The sequence below is a fragment of the Methylophaga muralis genome (genome assembly GCF_001720165.1).
In the GTDB taxonomy this organism is placed as follows: Bacteria; Pseudomonadota; Gammaproteobacteria; order Nitrosococcales; family Methylophagaceae; genus Methylophaga; species Methylophaga muralis.
The window spans coordinates 30,983-53,066 of the sequence record NZ_MCRI01000004.1; the positions used below are offsets into that span (position 1 = coordinate 30,983).

Annotated in this window: 25 protein-coding genes; 8 read left to right on the forward strand and 17 right to left on the reverse strand. The window is 44.4% G+C overall.

Annotation, left to right across the window (positions count from 1 at the left end):
• Window positions 1-12: 12 nt before the first annotated feature.
• The 7 genes from cysW to A9E74_RS03345 form a co-directional block, all read right to left on the reverse strand.
• The gene (cysW, locus tag A9E74_RS03315; protein ID WP_069295234.1) at window positions 13-912 is read right to left on the reverse strand and encodes a sulfate ABC transporter permease subunit CysW; all 900 of its coding nucleotides are present in this window, start codon (window positions 910-912) and stop codon (window positions 13-15) included.
• On the reverse strand, window positions 913-1,752 hold the full coding sequence (gene cysT / locus A9E74_RS03320) for a sulfate ABC transporter permease subunit CysT (RefSeq protein ID WP_069295235.1): 840 nt from the start codon (window positions 1,750-1,752) through the stop codon (window positions 913-915). It lies immediately after the preceding gene.
• Window positions 1,753-2,140: 388 nt separating this feature from the next.
• The gene (locus A9E74_RS03325; RefSeq protein ID WP_069295236.1) at window positions 2,141-2,773 is read right to left on the reverse strand and encodes a peroxiredoxin; all 633 of its coding nucleotides are present in this window, start codon (window positions 2,771-2,773) and stop codon (window positions 2,141-2,143) included.
• A 29-nt stretch (window positions 2,774-2,802) separates the two neighbouring features.
• Window positions 2,803-3,489 carry an RBBP9/YdeN family alpha/beta hydrolase gene (locus A9E74_RS03330; protein ID WP_069295237.1) on the reverse strand — a complete coding sequence of 229 codons (687 nt, stop codon included), beginning with the start codon at window positions 3,487-3,489 and terminating at the stop codon, window positions 2,803-2,805.
• Window positions 3,490-3,516: 27 nt separating this feature from the next.
• On the reverse strand, window positions 3,517-3,741 hold the full coding sequence (locus A9E74_RS03335; protein ID WP_069295238.1) for a TOBE domain-containing protein: 225 nt from the start codon (window positions 3,739-3,741) through the stop codon (window positions 3,517-3,519).
• Between the two features lie 62 nt (window positions 3,742-3,803).
• Complete coding sequence (locus A9E74_RS03340; RefSeq protein ID WP_069295239.1) at window positions 3,804-4,817, reverse strand: sulfate ABC transporter substrate-binding protein; 1,014 nt, start codon at window positions 4,815-4,817, stop codon at window positions 3,804-3,806.
• Window positions 4,818-4,846: 29 nt separating this feature from the next.
• The gene (locus A9E74_RS03345) at window positions 4,847-6,214 is read right to left on the reverse strand and encodes an OprO/OprP family phosphate-selective porin (protein ID WP_176718902.1); all 1,368 of its coding nucleotides are present in this window, start codon (window positions 6,212-6,214) and stop codon (window positions 4,847-4,849) included.
• 395 nt (window positions 6,215-6,609) lie between these two features.
• On the opposite strand from A9E74_RS03345, the gene A9E74_RS03350 reads away from it, so the two are divergent.
• Both A9E74_RS03350 and A9E74_RS03355 read left to right on the forward strand, forming a co-directional pair.
• Complete coding sequence (locus A9E74_RS03350) at window positions 6,610-8,382, forward strand: SLC13 family permease (RefSeq protein WP_069295240.1); 1,773 nt, start codon at window positions 6,610-6,612, stop codon at window positions 8,380-8,382.
• 49 nt (window positions 8,383-8,431) lie between these two features.
• Window positions 8,432-8,890, forward strand: a complete 459-nt coding sequence (locus A9E74_RS03355; protein WP_245652030.1) for a GNAT family N-acetyltransferase — start codon at window positions 8,432-8,434, stop codon at window positions 8,888-8,890.
• Here the strand turns inward: A9E74_RS03355 and A9E74_RS03360 are convergent.
• Window positions 8,879-9,811: a ZIP family metal transporter gene (locus A9E74_RS03360; protein ID WP_069295323.1), complete on the reverse strand. Its 933-nt coding sequence runs from the start codon at window positions 9,809-9,811 to the stop codon at window positions 8,879-8,881. The two genes, A9E74_RS03355 and A9E74_RS03360, sit on opposite strands and share 12 nt — an antisense overlap.
• A gap of 140 nt (window positions 9,812-9,951) precedes the next feature.
• Here A9E74_RS03360 and A9E74_RS03365 point away from each other — a divergent pair, with 140 nt between their 5' ends.
• Window positions 9,952-10,143 carry a CPXCG motif-containing cysteine-rich protein gene (locus A9E74_RS03365; protein ID WP_069295241.1) on the forward strand — a complete coding sequence of 64 codons (192 nt, stop codon included), beginning with the start codon at window positions 9,952-9,954 and terminating at the stop codon, window positions 10,141-10,143.
• Between the two features lie 208 nt (window positions 10,144-10,351).
• A complete protein-coding gene (locus A9E74_RS03370; protein ID WP_245652031.1) occupies window positions 10,352-10,735 on the forward strand; it encodes a hypothetical protein in 384 nt (127 codons plus the stop codon).
• A 59-nt stretch (window positions 10,736-10,794) separates the two neighbouring features.
• Here the strand turns inward: A9E74_RS03370 and cmoB are convergent, their stop codons facing one another.
• From cmoB to tsaB, 3 genes are read right to left on the reverse strand one after another with little or no spacing between them, the layout of a single operon-like run.
• A complete protein-coding gene (gene cmoB, locus A9E74_RS03375; protein ID WP_069295242.1) occupies window positions 10,795-11,766 on the reverse strand; it encodes a tRNA 5-methoxyuridine(34)/uridine 5-oxyacetic acid(34) synthase CmoB in 972 nt (323 codons plus the stop codon).
• On the reverse strand, window positions 11,763-12,494 hold the full coding sequence (cmoA, locus tag A9E74_RS03380; RefSeq protein ID WP_069295243.1) for a carboxy-S-adenosyl-L-methionine synthase CmoA: 732 nt from the start codon (window positions 12,492-12,494) through the stop codon (window positions 11,763-11,765). Before cmoA ends, cmoB begins: the two co-directional genes overlap by 4 nt.
• Entirely contained in the window at window positions 12,491-13,177 is a 687-nt protein-coding gene (tsaB, locus tag A9E74_RS03385) for a tRNA (adenosine(37)-N6)-threonylcarbamoyltransferase complex dimerization subunit type 1 TsaB (RefSeq protein WP_069295244.1), read from the reverse strand. The genes cmoA and tsaB overlap by 4 nt, the downstream gene beginning before the upstream one ends.
• Before the next feature lie 78 nt (window positions 13,178-13,255).
• Between tsaB and A9E74_RS14900 the strand changes: the two genes are divergently transcribed.
• Window positions 13,256-13,384: a hypothetical protein gene (locus tag A9E74_RS14900; RefSeq protein ID WP_256369435.1), complete on the forward strand. Its 129-nt coding sequence runs from the start codon at window positions 13,256-13,258 to the stop codon at window positions 13,382-13,384.
• Between the two features lie 14 nt (window positions 13,385-13,398).
• Entirely contained in the window at window positions 13,399-13,638 is a 240-nt protein-coding gene (locus tag A9E74_RS03390) for a hypothetical protein (RefSeq protein WP_069295245.1), read from the forward strand.
• Window positions 13,639-13,645: 7 nt separating this feature from the next.
• Here the strand turns inward: A9E74_RS03390 and A9E74_RS03395 are convergent, their stop codons facing one another.
• From A9E74_RS03395 to A9E74_RS03420, 6 genes are all read right to left on the reverse strand, one after another.
• Entirely contained in the window at window positions 13,646-14,215 is a 570-nt protein-coding gene (locus A9E74_RS03395; RefSeq protein ID WP_069295246.1) for a YceI family protein, read from the reverse strand.
• Between the two features lie 16 nt (window positions 14,216-14,231).
• Window positions 14,232-14,777, reverse strand: a complete 546-nt coding sequence (locus A9E74_RS03400) for a cytochrome b (protein ID WP_069295247.1) — start codon at window positions 14,775-14,777, stop codon at window positions 14,232-14,234.
• Window positions 14,778-14,848: 71 nt separating this feature from the next.
• Window positions 14,849-17,038, reverse strand: a complete 2,190-nt coding sequence (locus tag A9E74_RS03405; protein ID WP_069295248.1) for a YgiQ family radical SAM protein — start codon at window positions 17,036-17,038, stop codon at window positions 14,849-14,851.
• Between the two features lie 51 nt (window positions 17,039-17,089).
• On the reverse strand, window positions 17,090-17,626 hold the full coding sequence (locus A9E74_RS03410) for a L,D-transpeptidase family protein (RefSeq protein WP_084002893.1): 537 nt from the start codon (window positions 17,624-17,626) through the stop codon (window positions 17,090-17,092).
• Window positions 17,627-17,755: 129 nt separating this feature from the next.
• Window positions 17,756-18,562, reverse strand: a complete 807-nt coding sequence (locus A9E74_RS03415; RefSeq protein WP_069295250.1) for a spermine/spermidine synthase domain-containing protein — start codon at window positions 18,560-18,562, stop codon at window positions 17,756-17,758.
• On the reverse strand, window positions 18,562-19,503 hold the full coding sequence (locus tag A9E74_RS03420) for a DUF3530 family protein (RefSeq protein ID WP_069295251.1): 942 nt from the start codon (window positions 19,501-19,503) through the stop codon (window positions 18,562-18,564). The genes A9E74_RS03415 and A9E74_RS03420 overlap by 1 nt, the downstream gene beginning before the upstream one ends.
• Window positions 19,504-19,646: 143 nt before the next feature.
• On the opposite strand from A9E74_RS03420, the gene rpe reads away from it, so the two are divergent.
• Window positions 19,647-20,339 (forward strand): ribulose-phosphate 3-epimerase, encoded by a 693-nt coding sequence (rpe, locus tag A9E74_RS03425; protein WP_069295252.1) that lies wholly within the window; start codon window positions 19,647-19,649, stop codon window positions 20,337-20,339.
• Between the two features lie 251 nt (window positions 20,340-20,590).
• On the forward strand, window positions 20,591-22,084 hold the full coding sequence (gene trpE, locus A9E74_RS03430) for an anthranilate synthase component I (RefSeq protein ID WP_069295253.1): 1,494 nt from the start codon (window positions 20,591-20,593) through the stop codon (window positions 22,082-22,084).

The window sequence follows — 22,084 nt, forward strand, 5'->3', positions numbered from 1 at the left end:
TATCTCTTTTAATTAATGTGCCGAAGCATTGGTTCCAGCGCGGTGTTCCACCCAGGTCTTTAATACCAGCGTGACTAAAGCCAGTAAGGCCAGCAAGGACGCTACTGCAAAGGCTGCCGCGAAGTTATATTCGTTATAAAGAATTTCAACGTGTAACGGCATCGTATTGGTCTGGCCACGGATATGACCTGATACAACTGATACCGCGCCAAATTCGCCCATTGCCCTGGCATTACACAGAATCACGCCATACAACAAACCCCATTTGATATTCGGTAATGTCACATACCAGAAGGTTTGCCAGCCACCGGCACCTAAAACAACAGCAGCCTCCTCTTCCTCTTTACCTTGTGCCTGCATCAATGGAATCAATTCACGAGCAACAAACGGAAACGTCACAAATATGGTGGCGAGCACAATGCCGGGAACCGCAAAAATGATCTTGATATCGTTAGCCACCAACCATTCACCAAACCAGCCATTTACGCCGAATACCAATACATAAACCAGACCGACGATGACCGGCGAAACGGAAAAAGGCAGATCGATAAACGTAATCAACAACTGCTTACCTTTGAATTCAAACTTGGCAATTGCCCATGCGGCCGCCACACCAAATACCAGATTTAATGGCACAGCAATCAGTGCCGTCAGTAAGGTCAATCTCACCGCAGATAAGGCATCTGAATCGCTTAACGCCAACCAATAAACTTCAAATCCCTTGCGCAAGGCCTCGGTAAACACTGCAACCAAAGGCATGACTAAAAATAAGGCGAAAAAAGCCAGAGCAATACTGATCACACTGATTTTTATCCACTTGGATTCTTGTGTAGCGACATTTCTTTCATATTTTGTTGGTGATACCCAAGCAAAATTGCTCAACGGTTTATTCACAACAGCAGCATTACTCATCTATCTATCCCTCCCAGTACGTTTGCCAGCCCACGCCTGCAACGCATTAATAATCAGCAACATCACAAAGGACACCACCAACATCACTGCCGCAATGGCCGTGGCTCCGGCGTAGTCGTACTGCTCTAATTTGGTAATGATCATCAGTGGGGTGATTTCTGAGACCATCGGAATATTGCCTGCAATAAAAATAACTGAACCGTATTCACCTACCGCACGGGCAAAAGCCAATGCAAAACCCGTCATTAACGCCGGCAGAATGATGGGTATCAGCACATAACGAAAAGTCTGCCAGCGATTAGCCCCCAGACTGGATGCCGCTTCTTCCAATTCAGTCTCCAGATCCTGAAGCACTGGCTGCACTGTTCGGACTACAAACGGCAAACCGATAAACACCAAAGCCACCAGCACACCTAACGGCGCAAAGGCCACTTTTATGCCTAAGGTTCCCTGAATAAACTGGCCTATCCAGCCATTTGGAGCATACAAAGCTGTTAACGCAATACCTGCTACCGCTGTGGGCAAGGCAAAGGGTAAATCGACTAACGCATCGACAATTTTCTTACCCGGAAACGAGTAACGTACTAACACCCACGCCAGCATCAATCCGAATACTGCATTAATAGCAGCAGCGGCTAGTGAAGCGCCGAATGAAAGTTTATAAGAGGCCACAACTCGTGGCGCGCTGACAATTGCCCAGAACTCTGCCCAAGTTAATTGGCTGGTAAAAATGAACACGGCACTTAATGGAATCAGCACAATAAGCGACAGGTACACCAAGGTAAACCCCATTGATAAACCGAAGCCGGGTAAAACGGAAAATGATTTTATTGAGGACATCAGTCATTCCCCTCATCACGGTTCAATGAACCGCTAGCGATGACCTGCCTAGCCTTTTTCAGGTGGTTGCGTAACATGTTTACTCCTTGTCAAAACAATGTTCGCAAAGTGTAGAGAGGCCGTTTTAGGCTGAGAAATAACAAAATATGCAAAGCTTATGCATAGCACTGGATTAGGTTTTTTAATTTTAATTTACAATAACTTAGATAAAACAATCGCTTTTTTATCATTTAAAAAAGTTAATGTTTTGTCTTTAAATATCTCTTTTAGCAACTGAAACAATTTGTGCTGCGCCATGGTTATGGTTTTGGATAATAAAAAGCCAGTAGTCCGATAAGAACTACTGGCTGATATCACAAATGGAATAGCTATTTATAGCTAGATTAGATCACTTTAACTTTGTAAAACGTAAGTAAGGTCGCACGGCTTCATATCCCTGAGGGAAACGACTAGCAAGTTCTGCTTCATCTTGCAGAGATGGCACAATCACCACCCGGTCGCCTGGCAGCCAATTGCCTGGCGTCGCTACTTTTTCATTATCGGTTAATTGCAGCGAATCAATTACTCGCAACACTTCATTAAAATTCCGTCCTGTACTGGCGGGATAGGTAATGATTAACCGAACCTTTTTCTGTGGATCAATAATAAATAAAGATCGTACTGTGAGTGTTGCGCTGGCATTGGGATGAATCATGTCGTAAAGCTCAGACACTTTGCGATCGGCATCGGCCAATATTGGAAAATTCACCGTGGTATTTTGCGTATCGTTAATATCCTCAATCCATTGGTGATGCTTATCCACGGGGTCAACGGATAATGCCAATGCCTTGACATTTCTAGAGTCAAACTCGGCTTTTAACTTGGCGGTCAAACCAAGCTCTGTTGTACACACTGGGGTAAAATCCGCTGGATGCGAAAATAAAACACCCCAACTGTTTCCCAGCCACTGATGAAAACGAATATGCCCTTCTGTTGAATCTTGTTCAAAGTCAGGGGCTTCATCACCCAATCGAATTGACATGTTAATTCTCCATTATCCAAGCCTGCATATCAGGCGTATTGTAAAAATGCACTTTGCTGCGTTGTTAAACCAATTGTTGAATATGTTTTAGGTATAAGACGTTTACGAGAGCTGTTCCAGCTACTTAATTGAAAGACCTCATCACCAGGTAAGGGTTCAATAGCTTCCAGCATGGCTGAAACAAAGTCTTTAATTAATGGCCATGCGCCATAACCTGACTCACTATTTATATGTCCGGCGTTTCCTGCATTGTAAAATGCCAATCCCCAATCACGACTCAGTTGATCAGCCTGAACAACCGACATCCATGGATCATTTTTACTGGCAACCAATACCCCCAACGTATTTAGACGTTGGTCGGGCAAGGCACCTGCAATGTTTTGTATGTTCTTTTGGCTTTCGTGAATCGGTCCATAAAGAGAAAAACGCTGTGGCGCAGCTGGAGCAACTAAAATTACACCTGCCACTTTCTCGGGACGCCAGGAAGCAATCAATGCACTCACCAAGCAACCAAAACTGTGGGCAACTAAAATCACTTGTCCCGGCATAGTATCAAGCTGCTTTTCCAGCGCTTCTGCCCATGGATAAATTCGCGGCGATTCCCAATTAACGCCGGTTAAGCGTTCGTTGTTTGGAAATTGTTGTTCCAGCCATGTCTGCCAGTGATTTTCATCACTGCCATGGAATCCCGGTACAGTTAATATTTTGGTTTCCATTGTTTTTCTCCTTGGCCTTTGCATTTTTTATACTTTGCTAAAACTGGCCAGAGCAACTTCAGTGGATTTAAACAAGGCAATCACTTCAAACCCGGGTTTGAGACCCAAATCATCAAGTGAACTGGTTGTAATTACCGAGGTAATCACGCCCGCACCTGTATCCACTTCAACTTCACTGACCACATCACCGCGTTTTATTCGCTTGATAATGCCTTTAAACTGATTTCGACTATTTATTGCTTTGATTGTCATGATTATTTCCTTTGTTTTTTAAAAGTTCGGCCTGAACCATTCAGGCCGAAAATACATATGTACTATTGGCCGGAATAAATTCGGTCAAACACGCCACCGTCATTAAAGTGTGTTTTCTGGGCGTTTTGCCAACCACCAAACGCTTCGTCAATGGTGAAGGTTTTTACTTGCGGAAAGCGGGCGATATCCTGCGGATCAGCATGCTCTGGTGCCACTGGACGATAATAGTGTTTAGCTGCCAAGGCTTGACCAACCGGCGAGTACAAATATTCCAGATAGGCCTTGGCAACTTCTTGTGTAGCATTTTTTTCAGCATTGCCATCAACGACGGTCACCGGCGGCTCAGCCAGAATAGAAACCGAAGGAACAATGATTTCAAACTGATCTTTGCCTAATTCGTTAATTGCTAAAAAAGCTTCGTTTTCCCATGAGATAAACACATCACCAATTCCACGCTGCACAAAGGTGTTGGTCGAACCGCGTGCACCGGAGTCCAAAACGGGGACATTCTTAAAGAGTTTATTGACGAATTCTTCTGCTTTTTCAGCACTACCATATTTCGCTTCAGCAAAGCCCCAGGCTGCCAGATAATTCCACCGAGCACCGCCAGAGGTTTTTGGGTTAGGCGTAATAACCGCTACATCCGGTTTAACCAAATCTTCCCAATCCTTAATTTCTTTTGGGTTACCAGCACGAACCAAAAACACGATAGTCGACGTATAAGGTGAGCTGTTATTTGGCAGACGTGTTTGCCAATCAGCAGGTAATTTGCCGGTATGTTCTGCAATGGCATCAATGTCATAAGCGAGTGCCAATGTGACAACATCCGCGGCCAGGCCATCAATAACCGCTCGTGCCTGCTTGCCTGCACCACCATGCGATTGGCTAATCTTGACGTTATCGCCCGTCAGCTGTTTCCAATGTTTGGCAAATAACGGATTGAACTCCTGATATAGCTCTCTTGTCGGGTCATAAGAGACATTTAATAGTTCGATATCTTTCGCCAGTGAACCGCTAGAAAACACAGCAATGCTGATAGCGAATGGCAGAGTTTTAATTAAGGTTTTCAGTTTCATTTTTGTTCTCCAAAATTCAAGTTGGTTGTTTAAAAATCAATTTGTGCACGTACTAAAGCGATATCCGGTTTTTCGCCATCGGCTGGATTACCTGGACGGTCTACATCAAGTACTTTTATGTAGTTTGCTGAGAGGCGGATGTTGTCAGTGGTGTACCAGTTCACCCCAAAGGTCAGGTTGTCCTGTTCACCGCCGATGAAACTGCTGTCGTTAAGATCAGCTGAGCTGAAGCGAATACCAAGTTCCCAGGCGCCGATACCGCCCTGACCCACTGTTGAATTAGGTTTCACACGATCAAATGTGCCAGTGTTCGCTTTGTAACCGCGAGACTCACCCGTCAGGAAATAGCTGGCATAGGCATACCATGCATTGAAATCAAGATCAGTTGAAGCTGAAGCACGCTGAACGCGTGTATTGATGTACTCACTTTGTACTGACAGAGGTCCAAATACTGCTGCGGCTTCAAGACCGTATTGTTGGAAGTCATCCACATTCTCTAAAACACCAGTGTCAATCAGGCGAACACCACTAATATTGGCTTCTGGACGCTCACGAAAACGTAATTGACCATCTTCCGGATTACGATGTAAAACGGCTGCACCAAGGTGAATTAATTTATTTTTCTCGATAATCGGGTTAAAGGTGCCACGGGCGACCAGCCCCCAGCCTTCATTACCTTCTTCACCTGGATCGACTTCTGATTTTTCACCAAACGCACCTGCCGAAGCGCTCCAATTATCACCACCATGGCTCAAACCAAGACCAATCGCACGGTCTGGATTAAATACATTGGTCAATGATCGTTCGATAAAGGTGGTGTTTAAACTGCTGGTCAGATGTTCCAATCCAAACGGTTGTTTGAACTGCCCAACAGTTATTGCTGGAGTTAATCCCGTATATTGGATGTAGGCATCACGAATGCCACGTGCACCTGTGGCATTTTCTCCGGTGCCGCTTGGACGAGCGAAATCATATTGAAAACGGTAGTTCCAGTTTTCATAAACATTGCCGCGAATATCTAGGAAAGCACGACGAAATGCTGTTCCATCCCCCAAAGCAATCTCATCTTCATTATGGGCTGCAGCATCAATTTGTAACCGCCCACCCACTTGGGCTTTGAATGCGCCATCAGCTGATTCAAATGACAAGCTTCGGCCATTGCTTTTAGCAATAACAGCACCTTTAGTGACCGACTTAGTCTCTTGTATGTCTTCCTGGTGTTGATTTATTTGCGCGCTCTGTGCTGCCAGTTTCTCGATCAGTTGGTTTACTTGTTGTTCAAGTTTCTGAATTCGTAGCTCGGATTCACTATCAGCAGCGTAAACACCAATGGGAAACGTGCTGATTAAACCGGCCAAAAATAGATTCTGTGTAATAGGTTTGAGTTTGAATGACACCTTGCTATCTCCTGGTTGTGTTAAGTGCAGGGAGATAGTAGGAAAGCGGCTTTATAATCCGAACCAATAAAAATTGGATTGTTTTATTCACTGGTATGTTTAAGTAAATAAAAATGCAGGTTTTAGCCATAAAAGACAGCTATCAAAATGGTGATTTAATTTATTAAAACAGGGTGTTTAGTAAGAAATTAATTTTGTTAAGCGCGTTTAAACTCACAAGCTAAGTATGGGATGTGGATGCGGCGGAGAAAGTTTGAGGTATGGATTTCATTAAACTTTAAGGCAAAAATTTTCTTTCTATATAACTTTTAAAGATATATATATTCTTGCTTATTAATTCCACTTATTTATAAACCTGTCATTATTAGCGCTTTGAAAATGGTTTGAGGTTGAAAATGAGTTGGGAAGGCTGGTTTACCATAGCCGTTACATTGTCCGTATTGTTGGTTCTGACCTTTACTCGTGTCAGACCACATATCGCCATGATTACAGCGATGACTACATTATTGGCTACGGGAATTCTCAATGGACAACAGGCATTGGCAGGATTCAGTAATGCAGGCCTTATTACCGTTGCAGCCATGTTCATAGTTGCTGCTGGTTTGCATGCTTCTGGTGGCGTAGATATTTTAGTTAAGTCGCTGTTGGGTTCCCCCAAATCTATTCGCGGTTCTTATCTTAGAATGTTTACCCCGGTGGTTTTCCTCAGTGCTTTTTTAAACAATACTCCCGTAGTCGCCACTATGGTTCCAGGCCTGCTTGCCTGGTGTAAACGAATTAATATCAATCCATCCAAAATCATGATACCGCTTAGCTATACAGCTATCTTGGGTGGCACTCTCACTTTGATTGGCACGAGTACTAATCTTGTGTTGAATGGCCAGTATCAATCCTTAACGGGTGAGGCCGGTTTTTCAATTTTTTCCATTACTATTATTGGTTTGCCAGTTGCCATTTGCGGTTTGATTTTCATCTGGTTATTTTTCCCTAAATGGTTACCTGACATCGGCAAAAATCATGCTTTTGAAAATGTTCGCGAATTCACTCTTGAAGTGATGGTTGAGACGGATGGAGTATTGGTAGGTCAAAGTGTTCAACAGGCTGGGTTGAGGGATCAGAAAAGTGTTTATTTGGTCGAAATTGAGCGTAACGGCACATTATTAACCGCCGTTCCTTCTGAAGAACGATTACAGAGTGGCGATCGCCTCGTTTTTGCCGGAGACACGCAAGGCATTACGGACTTGCTTCGCATTCGCGGTATTGTCGCGTCAACTTCTGATGCAGAAAGTAGCGTGCTGGCCTCAGAAAGACCTGAACGTAGCCTAGTTGAAGCCGTTGTGTCTCCGCATTGTGCGGCTATTGGTGAAACCATTCGTGATGCGATGTTTTTGGAGCGGTATGGTGCCGTCATCATGGCAGTAGCAAGAAATGGTGAACGTATTCCAGGCAACTTAAGCAATATTGTTTTGCAGGCTGGTGATACTCTGCTATTGGAGGCGCGCCCTGCTTTTGTCAGTCGTCAACGTTATAACAAAGACTTTTTATTGATAAATGATTTGGGTAAAGAATCTCCCAATCACGATAAAGCCGCCCTTGCCTGGGTGATTTTAATAACCTTGGTCACCGCTGCAGGATTTGGTTTAATCGATATGCTTCACGCATCGTTAATTGGTGCAACGTTAATGATACTGACTGGCTGTTGCTCAGTGAGTCAGGCAGAACGAAGTCTGGATTTGACGGTTATTTTAACTATTGCCGCATCATTTGCGTTAGGTGTCGCATTACAGCAAACTGGGGTAGCAGACTTTGTAGCGACAGGTATCGTCTCGCTTAGTCAGAATCAACCCTGGTTAATGTTAGTCATGACTTACATTGCTGTTTCGGTATTAACCGAAGTCATTACCAATAATGCTGCGGCTGTATTGATGTTACCCATCGTGCTTGAGTTAACCGCGAAAGCCGGGCTACATAATGAGCCGTTTGTATTTGCCATTATGATGGCGGCTTCGGCAAGTTTTGCCACCCCGCTAGGTTATCAAACCAATCTTATGGTTTATGGTCCGGGCGGCTACCACTTCCGTGACTTTTTAAAAGTCGGTGTGCCGATGAATTTATTTATCGGCGCAGTTACATTGAGCGTGATCATGCTGATTTGGCCTTTAAACTAAATTTACTCTTATGGTTAACACTCAGATTCAACTCGCTTGCTGGAAGGATGTGCCTGCTATTGCTTCATTATTAAATGAATGTGCCCATCATATGCATCTAAATGGCATGTCGCATTGGCTCGACCTTTATGATGAGGAATTTGTACGCCAAAATCTGCTGCAAAAATCAGTTTATATCATCAAACAGGATTCAAAGATTATTGGCTGTGTTGCACTGGGCCTAAACCCTGCTGATCATTATGCTGATTGCTGGCCCGATATCCCAGCTGCTGATTTTTATCTGACCCAATTGGCTGTTCATCCTGATCATCAACAAGCTGGTTATGGACGATTATTACTCCAATATTGTCTGGGCTTAATCGGTGACGGTACGATGCAATTGGATGCTGTCTCTCATTATCCGGAGTTATTGGATTTTTATCGAAAATTCGGCTTCAAGCAGATCGCTGAAGGTATTGGCTTGGGCGATCATCGATACCTGTTTGAGTTCGCGCATTCATCCCAATAATGTATCAATTAGCATAATGGCAAACAGACCGCCCATGAGGCCAACGGTCGCTCTTGTTTGATGTCCATTTCGATGTGTTTCAGGAATCACTTCGTGAGATACCACAAAAATCATCGCACCAGCAGCAATGCCTAAACCTAAAGGATAGGAAACCGGTAAACCGCTGGACAATATTATGCCGACCAACGCTCCTATGGGCTCAACCAATCCGGTAGCTGCTGCAATCGCCACAGCTTTGCCAGCAGATATATTGATTCGTCTGAGTGCCAACACAACCGCTAGCCCTTCAGGGATATTTTGTAAAGCGATCGCCGCTGTCAGTGGAATACCAACTGACAAATTACCATCGGTGTAACTTACGCCAATCGCCATGCCTTCGGGAAAGTTGTGCAGAGCAATAGCCAACACAAACAGACTGACTCTGCCAACCTGTTGATGTCCGGCACCACAAGGGCCGGAATGTTGATGTTCATGGGGCAAGTAATAATCCAACCCCAACATCAACAGCACACCACCTATCATGCCGAAAATAATGATTGCAACACCACTTACGGCATGGCCTGTTAAGTCAGTGGCAACCTCAATTCCAGGAAGTATCAAAGAAAAAAAGCTTGCCCCCAACATCATGCCAGCTGCCATACCGAGCATCGTGTCTTCAGTAATTGTTGGAAGTTTTTTTACAAATAAACCAGGTGCAGCACCTAATGCTGTCGACAATGCTCCGACGCCACCGCCAATCAAGGCCCATTTTAAAAATTGTGGATCGATATTAGAGTGAATATTCAGCAGACTCACCAGCAACAATCCGACAATTAAGCTGATGGCAGACAAAATGAAGATCGAGATGCCCGGCCGAGTATTAAATTGTTCACGCCAACTTTTTAAAAGCAACGATAGGGTTTGTCTAATGGCCTGCTGCATTGATTTATCTCGAATAACTTCATCAACCTTATAAAAGATTGAGAGCACAAACACAAATAACAAATTGAACTGTGGCTGACTCGAACTAATTGCTTCTCGCTATTTTCATATGTTAAAGCAACAAAATTTGGAGCAGGACGATGCAGGCTTTACAAGAACATTCGCTAAGCTGTCCTTATTGCGGCGAAACCATTGAGGTTTTGCTGGATTGCACGATTGATTATCAACAATATATCGAGGATTGTTTTGTGTGTTGCAGGCCCATACAATTTTCGGTCAGTGTAAATGGTGATGGCACTTTTCAGGTCGATGCAACCGATGAAAATGCTTAAAAATAAAGGATTTTAAACGTCTTTTTATCAACACTAACTTTCCTAACAATCTTGATATTCAATCGTACCGCGTGATGATTGGGATGAATCAAATATTAAGCTCCTGGATTTAAAGGAAAAATATCCTGTATAAACAAGGATAGTTTGCTTATTGAAGGATGTTATATTTCATTATCTAATGAAACAAAACCAATGATGGGAATGAACATTGAATCGTATTTGGCATAATGCTTTTTATCCTGCCCTGCTCATCGCGCTATTATTACCGCAAGCCTACGCATCACTGGATTTGTTAGCGGGCGTAGAAGCAGGTATTGAAACCGATACCGCGATGACAACCATTGATTTGGATCGAACTCAGGAAGCCCTATCCTCCAATAATTTTGAATCCGAGCATGTCTGGCATAATGACCACACAGGAATTCAATATCAAATCAAGCTGTTACGCAGCTATTCTTATGGCCACTACCCTTGTCTGGCCTATCAGTTAAAAATTAAAAACGGTGAAGATTTGCAGGAAAAATCGCTGGACGCATGTCAGCATCGCAGTGGTAAATGGATTTCTGTTTCGCCTAGCTCAATGGCTTTTTAGGGCCTGTTGAGTTCTCATAGCCACTTCTGTTGTGGCTGAAATGTACCAATCAAGATTTCTTAGGGCGCATCCGCGATAAAGACAGCCCGCTTGGGTGCAGGATAACCTTCAACCGTTTTACTAATATCCAGGGGATCCAGAAAATCCCGTAATGACTCGAACGTCATCCACTCGGTAGCACGTTGTTCTTCAAGACTGGTGAGATTTTCATCCACACATCGCACATTTTTATATCCGCATTTACGCAGCCACAACAACATAGTTGGAACCGATGGAATAAACCAGACATTACGCATTTTGGCATAACGTTCCTCTGGCATCAGACTCATACCTTCTTCTCCATCAATAATCAGTGTTTCCAGTACCAGCTCACCACCCGGGCGAAGACAATGGCGCAACTCCATTAAATGGTTTAGCGGTGAACGGCGATGATATAAAACGCCCATCGAAAACACCGTATCAAACAGGTGTAATTTTTCCGGCATATGTTCAATACCAATTGGCAAAACAAAATGCCTATCACTCTGGATAAAGTGCTGCATCAGTTGATACTGCATACTGAACACCAGTGTCGGATCTATGCCCATCACCATGCTGGCACCCTCACCCACCATTCGCCAGCCGTGATAGCCATTACCGCCACCGACATCCAGAACCTTACGGCCCTGCAAAGAGCTGAGATGAGGTAAAACCCGATCCCACTTCCAGTCGGAACGCCATTCAGTATCAATATCGATATCAAATAATTGATACGGACCTTTGCGCCACGGGTGGAAAGTTTTGATCAGATCAATAAAGGCTTGTTTATCAATACTGGATATATCCTCCGATGTGCCGATCTGCACGGCTTGTTTTAGCTCTACTTGTGCAGGTTTTACAGAGGGTAAATTCGCCAATGCCTGTTGCCATAACGGCATCTTGCCATGAAAATCATCAGCCAGCCTTTCAGTAGTAAAAGTTGACAATTGCTCGGCCCAGTCAGCTTGTCCAACAGATTCAAGCCAACGGTAAAACGGTTCATATACGGTCATTTAAAAGCTATCAAAGAGGCAAAGTTAAAACATTGAAACCAGCATTCGCTGCGAGAAAAACCCGCTTGGCTGAGACGATGTTGATGTGTTGAAAGAGTTTCGGGGATTAATACATTTTCCAACGCGCTGCGTTTCTGGCTGATTTCCAGATCACTGTAGCCATTAGCGCGTTTGAAATCATGATGTGCTTCAGTAAAAAAAGTCTGTTGCTCATCACTGTCAAAAGTCAGTTTTTCCGACAGAATAAATACGCCGCCCGGTTTCAAGCCCTGATAAATTTGTCGAATCAACTCATCCCGTAAAGCCGGTGCAATAAACTGCAGCGTGAAATTCATCACCACTACTGAGGCATTTTCAATAAGCGTCTGGTTAATATCTTCACAGCGCAGCTCAACCGGTACTCGATTATTATCAGCCGCGATAATTTTCTTCGCCCGTTCAATCATTGCGGCCGAATTATCAACCGCAATTATCTGACAGCCTTCAGCTTTAATACGCTGGCGCATTGATAAAGTAACGGCTCCTAATGAACTGCCCAGGTCATAGCAACTGCTGTTTTCCTGAGCATAACGAGCGGTCAGAATGCCGATATTGGAGATCAGGGTGCCATAGCCAGGTACCGAGCGCTGGATCATATCGGGAAACACGTCCACCACACGTTCATCAAAGCGAAAGTCCACCATCTGTTCCAGTGGTGAAGCAAAAATGTTATCGGCTTTTTTGATCATCCCTGTTGTGCCTTCTTTTTAGCCACATCATTGCGTAGGTAAACGGGTAAAGCTTTTTCAGCACTGACATATTCGCCCCGTGCGTATAATTGCTCGGCAAGTTTCAAAATAATCGCGGCTTGCGGATAAATATCGGGTTGCTGACCAATTACTTGTCCGGAAAAATTGCTTTGCAATGGATCTGCATAAACTTGCCAGCCAGTGCCTGCACCTAACCACATCTCAGTATTAGCGGGTAAGAATTGTTCTGCAGGACATACTTTTTCTTCTCCTATCAGCACAACGCTTGCATCTTGCACCTGAAAACTGGCGGCATAGATTTCATCCATTCGCGCATCCATCGCTACCGCTATATTTTGTTGTTGGGTCTGCTCATAAGCAGCTTGGGCGACTGCTGCTAAAGTGGAGACTGGAATAACCGGAAGCTCACGAGCAAAAGCAATTCCTTGAGCAACACCCACACCGATTCTAACCCCGGTGAATGAGCCGGGCCCACGACCAAATGCCAAAGCATCAATATCAGCAATTGACGCAGCTGCTTGCTTGAAAAGCTGATCGAGCATCCCCAATATAAGGGTCGAGTGACCACGTTGAGTCATTTGTTGCTGTTGATACAACACTCCATTAATAGTAATGGCGGCAGAACAACTTTCGGTACTGGTATCAAGGGCAAGCAGATTCATTGGTTGGTCATCATCATGTCATTTGAACGTCATAGACGCGCATTATAATTCAACCGTCGACTACAAAGGAGGTTCGCTATGGGTTATATCGCTGATACCATCTATATTTTTCGTGAATTGATGAAACTGTTGTTTGTGGTGGTAACATCACCTTTCGCGGTCGTTGGCAGTTTGCTAATGCTGGGAAGCGTTACCTGGCAGTCATAATATTGAGGAACTAAATGAGCGTCATTCATCTACAAGCACTGGATAAAATTCGTGATAAAGAGTGGGATGATGCTCATCAGCTTATACAGCAATACAGTGATCCACTGGCTTGTTTAATCCATGGATACTTGCATCGAATTGAAGGTGATCTTTCCAACGCTGCTTACTGGTACAACCGAGCAAACGAGGTTGTACCAGCAAACGGTTTAGATGACGAGTTACAAAGACTGTATACACTCGCCGGTAAAGCTTAACTCAGAATTATTTTCTGATGCCCTCAATAGAAAGTGTCAGAAACACTTCCTGTGAGCTTGGGCCTAATTTGCTGACATCAATGCCATAATCTTCGATGATAAAGCTGGTTTCACCATGAAAGCCCACGCGGTAACCACCCCATGGATCTTCACCTTCACCAATTTTTTCCACCGGGATAGTCATCGGTTTGGTCACGCCATGCAAAGTGAAATCACCTTTCATCAATAAAGTGCCATCTGCCTGCTGTTCAAAGCTGGTTGAGGTGAAACGTGCTTCTGGATGCTTGGCCGTATTCAGAAATTGCTCACGCAAGTGTTTGTCACGTTCAGCAAAGTTGGTATCGACACTGGCGACATCAATCTTCACATCAATTTTTGATGCTTCTGGGTTCTCTGCGTCATAGCTGAACGTGCCTTCAAAATCATTAAAACGTCCGCTCATCCAGCTAAAGCCCAGATGCTGAATGCGAAAATCAATAAAAGCATGTGCTTTTTCAGTATCAATCACATAGTCAGCCGCTTGTGCTGGCAATACAAATGCCGAACTTATCGCTAAGGCAAAAATGGTTTTTTTCATGTGAACTCCTGTTGGTTTAAAGATTAAGCATGCGACGCAAGGTGGCGTCTTTATTAATGAAATGATGTTTTAACGCCGCCAGGGCGTGAATTGAGGCCAACGCAATAATGAAATACGCTGACCATAAATGCAGTTTGCTAACCAAATCGCTGGTCGAGACAGTTAGTTGAGTGAGAGCAGGAATATTGAACCAGTCAAAAATACCCAGTGGCTGGCCTTTCGCGGTGACAATTAGATAGCCGGTAACAGCCAATACGATAATCGCCAAATTCATCAGTTGATGTACTGTTTTTGCTGCTAAGTTCTGCCAAACCGGGGTAGTTGAAATTGCTGCAGGTTTGCCGGCAAACGGACGCCATAGCCAGCGTATCAATACCAAAAGCAAGACAATAAATCCAAGACCTTTATGCCACCACGGTGCCTGGTAATACCAGTCATCGTAATAACCAAGATCAACCATCCATAGACCGAGAACAAACAAACCGATAGTCAGCAGTGCGACAGACCAGTGCAGCACTATGCTGATCAATCCATAACGTTCAGAGCTGTTCTTAAAACGCATGCATTCCTCTCCGTAGGAAACTTTCAGAATGACAATCTGACCCTACTGTTTTCGTAGGGTTCCGTTAATGATTAGCGTTTACGGGAACGTTGCGTTCCACTTTTAACCTTTTTGGATCGTACATGCTGGGTGCGAAAAGCCGGCTGCGTTGACGGCGTTTTTGCCTTATGGGTAATTCGTTTACCCTCACCCATTTCGCCTGTGCCTTTGGGTTGAAAGCTGGGTATCAAATGCTTTTTCCCATTACCGATCAAATCAGATCTTCCCATGCTCTTCAATGCGTCACGTAACAATGGCCAGTTCTCTGGGTCGTGATAACGCAAAAATGCTTTATGTAAACGACGTACTTTTAAACCTTTTGGTACCGTAATATCTCCGCCCTGACGTCGGACTTTATGCAAGGTGTCCTTGCCTGAGTGATACATTGCTGCGGCTGCAGACATCGGTGAGGGCAAATATGCCTGAACCTGATCAGCACGAAAGCCATTATTCTTCAGCCATAGCGCCAAATTCAGCATGTCTTCATCAGTAGTACCCGGATGAGCCGCAATAAAATAAGGAATCAAATATTGTTCTTTACCGGCCTGTTTAGAGAATTTATCAAACATGGCCTTGAACTTGTCATAGGTGCCGATGCCGGGTTTCATCATCTGCGACAATGGACCTTCTTCGGTATGTTCCGGAGCAATTTTCAGATAGCCGCCGACATGATGGGTCACCAGTTCTTTAACGTATTCCGGCGATAGAACGGCGAGGTCATAACGCAGTCCGGAGGCAATCAGGATCTTCTTGATACCCGGCAAACTGCGGGCACGACGGTATAAATTAATTAACGGCGTATGGTCGGTATTAAGGTTTTTACAAACACCAGGGAAAACACAGGATAAACGACGACAACTGGCTTCAATTTCTTCGCTGTTACAGGCCAGTCGGTACATATTGGCGGTAGGCCCGCCCAGATCCGAGATAATGCCGGTAAAACCCGGGGTGGTATCGCGAATCGCTTCAATCTCTCGAATAATCGAATCTTCGCTGCGGCTCTGAATAATGCGACCTTCATGCTCGGTAATCGAACAGAAGGTACAGCCACCAAAACAGCCACGCATGATATTCACTGAAAAACGAATCATTTCATAAGCCGGAATATTGGCTTTGCCATATTCTTTGTGTGGCAAACGGCTGTATGGTAGATCAAAAACCGCATCCATCTCTTTGGTAGTCAAAGGAATCGGTGGTGGATTTAGCCAGACATCCTGATCGCCATGCTGTTGAACTAAAGCCAGCGCATTGCCGGGATTAGTCTCCAAATGCAGAATCCGCGAGGTATGTGCATAGATAATCGGATCATCTTTAACCGTTTCGTAAGGCGGAAGACGAATAACCGTTTTATCGGCATTGCGTGGTGAGACACGATGAATTTTAATGACATTGGTAGCAGGTTCAGCCGGAACAGCGGTTTGTTCAGCAGTTTCAGCCTTGGATTGCTCGCAGCTCTCTTCGGTCTGCATCTGATACGGATCAATCGGTGGATTTAGCTGGCCGGGTTTATCAATACTGGTGGAATCTTTCTCCCACCAGTTTTCACGGCGACCATGGCGTTTGGTATAGACGGTGCCACGAACATCTGTCAGTTCACTAACGGCTTCACCCTGTGCAAGTCGATGGGCTATTTCTACTACCTGTCGTTCGCCGTTTCCATAAACCAGCAAATCAGCCTTGGAATCCATTATCACACTGCGACGTACTTTTTCTGACCAGTAATCGTAATGTGCAATTCGACGCAGACTGGCTTCGATGCCACCAATAACAATTGGCACACCTTTATAAGCTTCGCGGCAACGTTGACTATATACAACGACGCTGTGATCAGGGCGTTTACCACCCTCTCCATCAGCGGTGTAAGCATCATTACGACGGATTTTTTTGTCTGAAGTGTATCGATTGACCATCGAATCCATATTGCCGCCAGTGACGCCAAAAAACAGATTCGGTTTACCTAATCGTTGAAAATCTTTAGTGCTGTTCCAATCGGGCTGCGAGATGATACCGACACGAAAACCCTGTGATTCAAGCAATCGGCCGATTAATGCCATACCAAAACTAGGATGATCAACATAAGCATCGCCGGTAATGATGATGACATCACAACTGTCCCAACCCAGAGCTTCCATTTCGCTGCGTGACATAGGCAATTGTGGTGCAACACCAAAGCGGTGAGCCCAAAACTTGCGGTAGGAAAAAATATCAGGAGCGGCTTGCATAGAACCTCAGATCAACAATAGCGAAAAATCAAAGGCTTATTCTAACAAAGACTAGGGATTAACGGCCGCTTTAAATGAATCCAGAGAATCAACGATAATGACTGGTGTGCCTTTTTCGACCCACATGGCAAGTTCTCGAACTTCAGAATTACGCATGGCGATACAGCCTTGAGTCCAATTGGACACCTCATGAATATCGAGTTTGTCAGGCGTCTCATCACCAATTCCATGAATACCGATCTGTCCCCCTAAAGGTGTATTTTGCGGCGGGGTTTCGTTATAAATGAATGCGGCTAGAATTTGGCGATACTCTTTGCGGGTAATGCGTCCTTCTTTCAAAGCTTGTTTTGCATCATCCATGTTGGGGTAATCCAGATGCATAAACAGATAAAAACGTTCACTGCTGCGGATATCCCTGATCCGATAATGTCCTTTAGGCGTTCTGCGATCACCTTCCTGCACTTTTGGCTGTCTGCCACCACTGCCTAAAGCCACTTTAAAACTTCGCAGAGTTTTATCGTCTTTTCTAACCAGTAATTTGTTTTCGGAGCGGACGATGACCAACTCAATCTCGCCCGATGTTGCCATCGCACTGGTTGGGAGGTGAAATAAAAGGGCTATGAAAAGCAGCCTGAACATATGGCAATTAATCCGCTAAGAATTGTGAAACGACTTTTATCATAAAACGCCTTAATTATCACCCGTAAATAAATATTTTTAAAGAAATAATCGATTTAAAAAGGAAATATTTTGCTTTATCAGATCGCGCAAGATTTGTGGTAATCCTACATCAAACTGCTGATCGAGGTTTTCTGCTAAATCACGGTGTTTTTTTAACTGACTTACATTGAATTTTTGCTTTAATGCCAGACCAATCACATTGCCTTTATCAGCAACCGGCAACACTAAAGTCTGATCGGCAAAACTACGATTAATTCGCTGCATAGATTGACTGAATCCCGGTCGGTCAGTTCCCCACAAATTAATACTCATCAAGCCCTGCTCATTGAGCACGCCGAAACAAGCATCAAAAAAAGCCTGTCCTTCAACACTGGCAGACATACCTAAATGATCATAGGCATCCACCAACAACATGTCATAAAAAGCACCATTGGTGAAAAATTGGTCACTGACAAATCGGTAACCATCACCATGATGAATTCTTAAACGGGCATCATTGTGAGGCACATTAAAATAGCGCTGCGCGACATCAATAACATCCTGTCGGTATTCGATCACATCAATCTGACAGTTTTTGAAATGATGTAATAAAAATTTAACCAGCGATCCGCCGCCCAAACCGATCACACAAATATTTTTGGGTTGTGGTTGAAACAATAATCCAGCCATCATGGCGCGGGTGTAACTTAATTCCAGCGAATGCGGAGATTGCAAAGACATGCTGCTCTGCCGAGGGTAAGTCCCGAAATGTAAGGATCGCGTATTCTCGATATCTACGACCTCAATAACACCCTCATCGGATGCCGCCTGATAGACAACATGCCCACCATAATACAACTGCATTAACGTTCAGCCTCTTCATCCAGCAATTGCTTAAATAGCCAACCATGAACCTGATTAGTTAATTGTTGCGGCACACTACTGAAATAATGATCTGCTCCAGTAATCTGCCGTAAGTGGTAGTTGTCTCTCTGCTCGGTTTTCATTTGTGTCTGCCGTGTCATGATGGCTTGTTTAACATTATCCTGCTGCCGGCTGCCCAGTATCTCCAACGTTGGAACGGTGACATCGGTTATGCTCATGCCTTCAGCTAACTCAGCGGTATTAATCATAATCAAAGCGGCCACTGGTACAGCGGTTTCATTGACTGTCTTTAAGGCCAATTGTCCACCAGCCCCCTGTCCAATCAATACAATATTTTCATGGCCTTCTTGCTGCAACTTTAATAAAGCTGCATCGATACGCTGGGCGGTAGTGATCTCAGCAAATGTTTCCTGTGGGGCAACCGTTTCTTCATTGGCATCGGTTGTTTCTGTATCGGGAGTTTCAGCAGAAGCCTCCTCTACTTCGGTTTCCGGAGATTCTGCTGTTTCATCTGCTTCAGCCGGCACTTCAGCATCGACAGCGGGATCTGATGCGGTTTCTAAATCAGGTACAGCCTGTTCGTTAATTTCACTAAAACGAATAATTTTGATCGCCAATGTATTCCAACCATGGCTGGGCAATTGCCGTCTCAATAAGCCGATAGCCGCACTATCAATATGCTCATTTATGTCGTGCAACAGCAATACTGCGCCACGCGGCGTACCTAAAGTTTGTGGTAAATAAGCAGCCGCAATACTTTGATCACCAACCGCCAACGGTGCATAGCCTTTGGTCACCGAATCCTGGCGCAGAATTTGTGCTTTATCTGCAGCAACGCTCTCCGTCGTGCCAGCAAACAAAACCACACTGAGATAAATCAGTGTAAAAAATGCTGGAATGGTTAGTCTTGGGATTTTCACCAATTTTCCTATTAGTGTCGGTTAAGCAATTCGCGTCAGTATAATGAGGGCCGGTGAATTTCAAAAGCTGAAAAAACCCATCTTTTACGGTAGAGTAACGGGTTTTTACAACAAATTTTTAACTAACTTAAAGAGAATCCGACATGGCCGAATTCAAAATTGCCCCATCCATCCTCTCCGCTGACTTTGCCCGACTTGGTGAAGAAGTGGTAAATGTACTGGCCTCAGGCGCTGATATCGTTCATTTCGACGTAATGGATAATCATTATGTGCCTAACCTGACAATCGGACCTTTAGTCTGTGAAGCTTTGCGCAAGCATGGTGTAACAGCGGAAATTGATGTGCATTTAATGGTTAAACCAGTTGATCGCATCATTCCAGATTTTGCCAAAGCTGGTGCCAGTTTCATCACTTTTCATCCAGAAGCTTCCGAACACATTGATCGCAGCCTGCAATTGATTAAAGCTGAGGGCTGTAAAGCCGGTTTGGTATTTAATCCTGCTACGCCACTGACGTTGGCAGAACATGTTTTAGATAAAGTGGACCGTATTCTGCTGATGTCGGTCAACCCTGGTTTTGGTGGCCAGAAATTTATCCCTCACACGCTGGAAAAATTACGTCAGGCACGCAAAATGATTGATGAAAGCGGCTACGATATCGACCTTGAAATCGATGGTGGCGTGAACGTACAAAACATTCGCGAAATTGCTGAAGCCGGTGCTCGTACTTTTGTTGCAGGTTCTGCAGTATTTGGCGCAGCTCAAGACAGTGATCCAAACAAATACGAAACTGTTATCGCTGCACTGCGTGCTGAATTGGCTCAAGCTAAAATCTAAGCAAACAATGCAAGAACAGCCGGCTTTCAAACCATTGATTTTAGACGGTACACTGCTTGTCAGTGTGCCGTTTTCGGCATGTTTTTTTGATGTTAAGTGACAAAGGTGGTGCTGTTAAAACTTAGCGCGCCGTCAGTTAAATTGTTTTTATGAATTATGGTAACAATCACGGGAATAATATCCGCTCGGTTAATCCAGATGCGGTTATTGAAAGTTTTACTGGGTTAAACACTCTTTTTTAGAAGCCGGATATGAAACAGGCACAATTCGACCAACTGGCCAGTGAAGGCTATAACCGCATCCCACTTTATCGCGAAGTGCTCGCTGATTTGGATACGCCATTAAGTACCTATCTTAAATTGGCAGATGCGCCCTATTCCTATCTATTTGAATCCGTTCATGGCGGTGAAAAATGGGGACGTTATTCGATTATTGGCCTGCCTTGTGAATCGATTATCAAAGTCTTCGGCGATCAGATCAAAATTTATCAACGCGATGTATTGATAAATGAAATTCAGCACGACGATCCGCTGACCTGGATCGCGGAGTTCCAAGCAAAATTTAATGTTCCCGTATTGGAGCATCTACCGAAATTCAATGGCGGAATGGTCGGCTATTTCGGTTATGACACCGTACGTTATGTTGAAACCCGTTTGGGTGAAGCACCAGAAAATGATCCTTTGGGCTGCCCCGATGTATTGCTGATGATTTCGGATGAACTCGTGGTGTTTGATAATCTTAGCGGACGATTGTTCTTGATCGTGCACGCTGATCCAACATTGCCCGATGCCTACGATCAAGCACAGCAACGTTTGGATAAATTGATTAAAGATTTACGTGAATCAGCTCCTAAATTCAGCGACAAGCGTCCACAAAACTCGGTATCAGAGCAGGATTTTGTCTCCGGTTTTACTCATGATGGTTTTATCGAAGCAGTCAATAAGGCAAAACAATACATCAATGATGGCGACATCATGCAGGTGGTATTGTCACAACGTTTGTCAGTGCCATTTCATGCTGCAGAAATCGATTTATATCGTGCTTTACGCACCTTAAATCCTTCACCTTATATGTATTACCTGAACCTGGAAGACTTCCATATCGTCGGATCCTCTCCGGAAATTCTGGTTCGCATGGAAGATAACGAAGTGACTGTTCGCCCAATTGCCGGCACACGGCGGCGTGGTGTGACCACTGAACAGGATAAAGCTTTGGAGCAGGAACTGCTCAACGATCCAAAAGAGTTGGCCGAACATTTAATGCTAATAGATCTGGGCCGCAATGATGTAGGTCGGGTCAGTCAGACAGGCACAGTGAATCTGACCGATAAAATGGTGATTGAACGTTATTCGCATGTGATGCATATCGTTTCCAATGTTACCGGACAGGTGTTGCCCGGCATGACGGCTATGGATGCCCTTCGCGCGACCTTCCCGGCAGGCACCGTTAGTGGTGCCCCAAAAGTAAGGGCGATGGAAATTATCGATGAGTTAGAACCGGTGAAACGAGGTGTCTATGCTGGCGCCATTGGTTATTTATCATGGTCTGGGAATATGGATACCGCTATTGCGATTCGTACCGCTGTGATTAAGGATAAACAACTGCATATCCAGGCCGGTGCAGGCATTGTTTACGACTCTGTTCCAGAAATGGAATGGGAAGAAACCATGAATAAAGCCCGTGCAATATTCAAAGCGGTTGCCATGGCCGAGGCTGGTCTTGAACCGCCAAAACCGACTGAATAA

What these genes read in the sequence shown, in the direction of transcription:
- A9E74_RS03340 (WP_069295239.1), bottom strand. Translation starts at nt 4,817, where the DNA reads ATGAAACTGAAAACCTTAATTAAAACTCTGCCATTCGCTATCAGCATT.
- A9E74_RS03390 (WP_069295245.1), top strand. Translation starts at nt 13,399, where the DNA reads ATGAGCGTCATTCATCTACAAGCACTGGATAAAATTCGTGATAAAGAG.
- A9E74_RS03335 (WP_069295238.1), bottom strand. Translation starts at nt 3,741, where the DNA reads ATGACAATCAAAGCAATAAATAGTCGAAATCAGTTTAAAGGCATTATC.
- cysT (WP_069295235.1), bottom strand. Translation starts at nt 1,752, where the DNA reads ATGTCCTCAATAAAATCATTTTCCGTTTTACCCGGCTTCGGTTTATCA.
- A9E74_RS03400 (WP_069295247.1), bottom strand. Translation starts at nt 14,777, where the DNA reads ATGCGTTTTAAGAACAGCTCTGAACGTTATGGATTGATCAGCATAGTG.
- cysW (WP_069295234.1), bottom strand. Translation starts at nt 912, where the DNA reads ATGAGTAATGCTGCTGTTGTGAATAAACCGTTGAGCAATTTTGCTTGG.
- trpE (WP_069295253.1), top strand. Translation starts at nt 20,591, where the DNA reads ATGAAACAGGCACAATTCGACCAACTGGCCAGTGAAGGCTATAACCGC.
- tsaB (WP_069295244.1), bottom strand. Translation starts at nt 13,177, where the DNA reads ATGAATCTGCTTGCCCTTGATACCAGTACCGAAAGTTGTTCTGCCGCC.
- A9E74_RS03330 (WP_069295237.1), bottom strand. Translation starts at nt 3,489, where the DNA reads ATGGAAACCAAAATATTAACTGTACCGGGATTCCATGGCAGTGATGAA.
- cmoB (WP_069295242.1), bottom strand. Translation starts at nt 11,766, where the DNA reads ATGACCGTATATGAACCGTTTTACCGTTGGCTTGAATCTGTTGGACAA.
- rpe (WP_069295252.1), top strand. Translation starts at nt 19,647, where the DNA reads ATGGCCGAATTCAAAATTGCCCCATCCATCCTCTCCGCTGACTTTGCC.
- A9E74_RS03395 (WP_069295246.1), bottom strand. Translation starts at nt 14,215, where the DNA reads ATGAAAAAAACCATTTTTGCCTTAGCGATAAGTTCGGCATTTGTATTG.
- A9E74_RS03405 (WP_069295248.1), bottom strand. Translation starts at nt 17,038, where the DNA reads ATGCAAGCCGCTCCTGATATTTTTTCCTACCGCAAGTTTTGGGCTCAC.
- A9E74_RS03365 (WP_069295241.1), top strand. Translation starts at nt 9,952, where the DNA reads ATGCAGGCTTTACAAGAACATTCGCTAAGCTGTCCTTATTGCGGCGAA.
- A9E74_RS03410 (WP_084002893.1), bottom strand. Translation starts at nt 17,626, where the DNA reads ATGGCAACATCGGGCGAGATTGAGTTGGTCATCGTCCGCTCCGAAAAC.
- cmoA (WP_069295243.1), bottom strand. Translation starts at nt 12,494, where the DNA reads ATGATCAAAAAAGCCGATAACATTTTTGCTTCACCACTGGAACAGATG.
- A9E74_RS03360 (WP_069295323.1), bottom strand. Translation starts at nt 9,811, where the DNA reads ATGCAGCAGGCCATTAGACAAACCCTATCGTTGCTTTTAAAAAGTTGG.
- A9E74_RS03325 (WP_069295236.1), bottom strand. Translation starts at nt 2,773, where the DNA reads ATGTCAATTCGATTGGGTGATGAAGCCCCTGACTTTGAACAAGATTCA.
- A9E74_RS03415 (WP_069295250.1), bottom strand. Translation starts at nt 18,562, where the DNA reads ATGCAGTTGTATTATGGTGGGCATGTTGTCTATCAGGCGGCATCCGAT.
- A9E74_RS03350 (WP_069295240.1), top strand. Translation starts at nt 6,610, where the DNA reads ATGAGTTGGGAAGGCTGGTTTACCATAGCCGTTACATTGTCCGTATTG.
- A9E74_RS14900 (WP_256369435.1), top strand. Translation starts at nt 13,256, where the DNA reads ATGGGTTATATCGCTGATACCATCTATATTTTTCGTGAATTGATGAAA.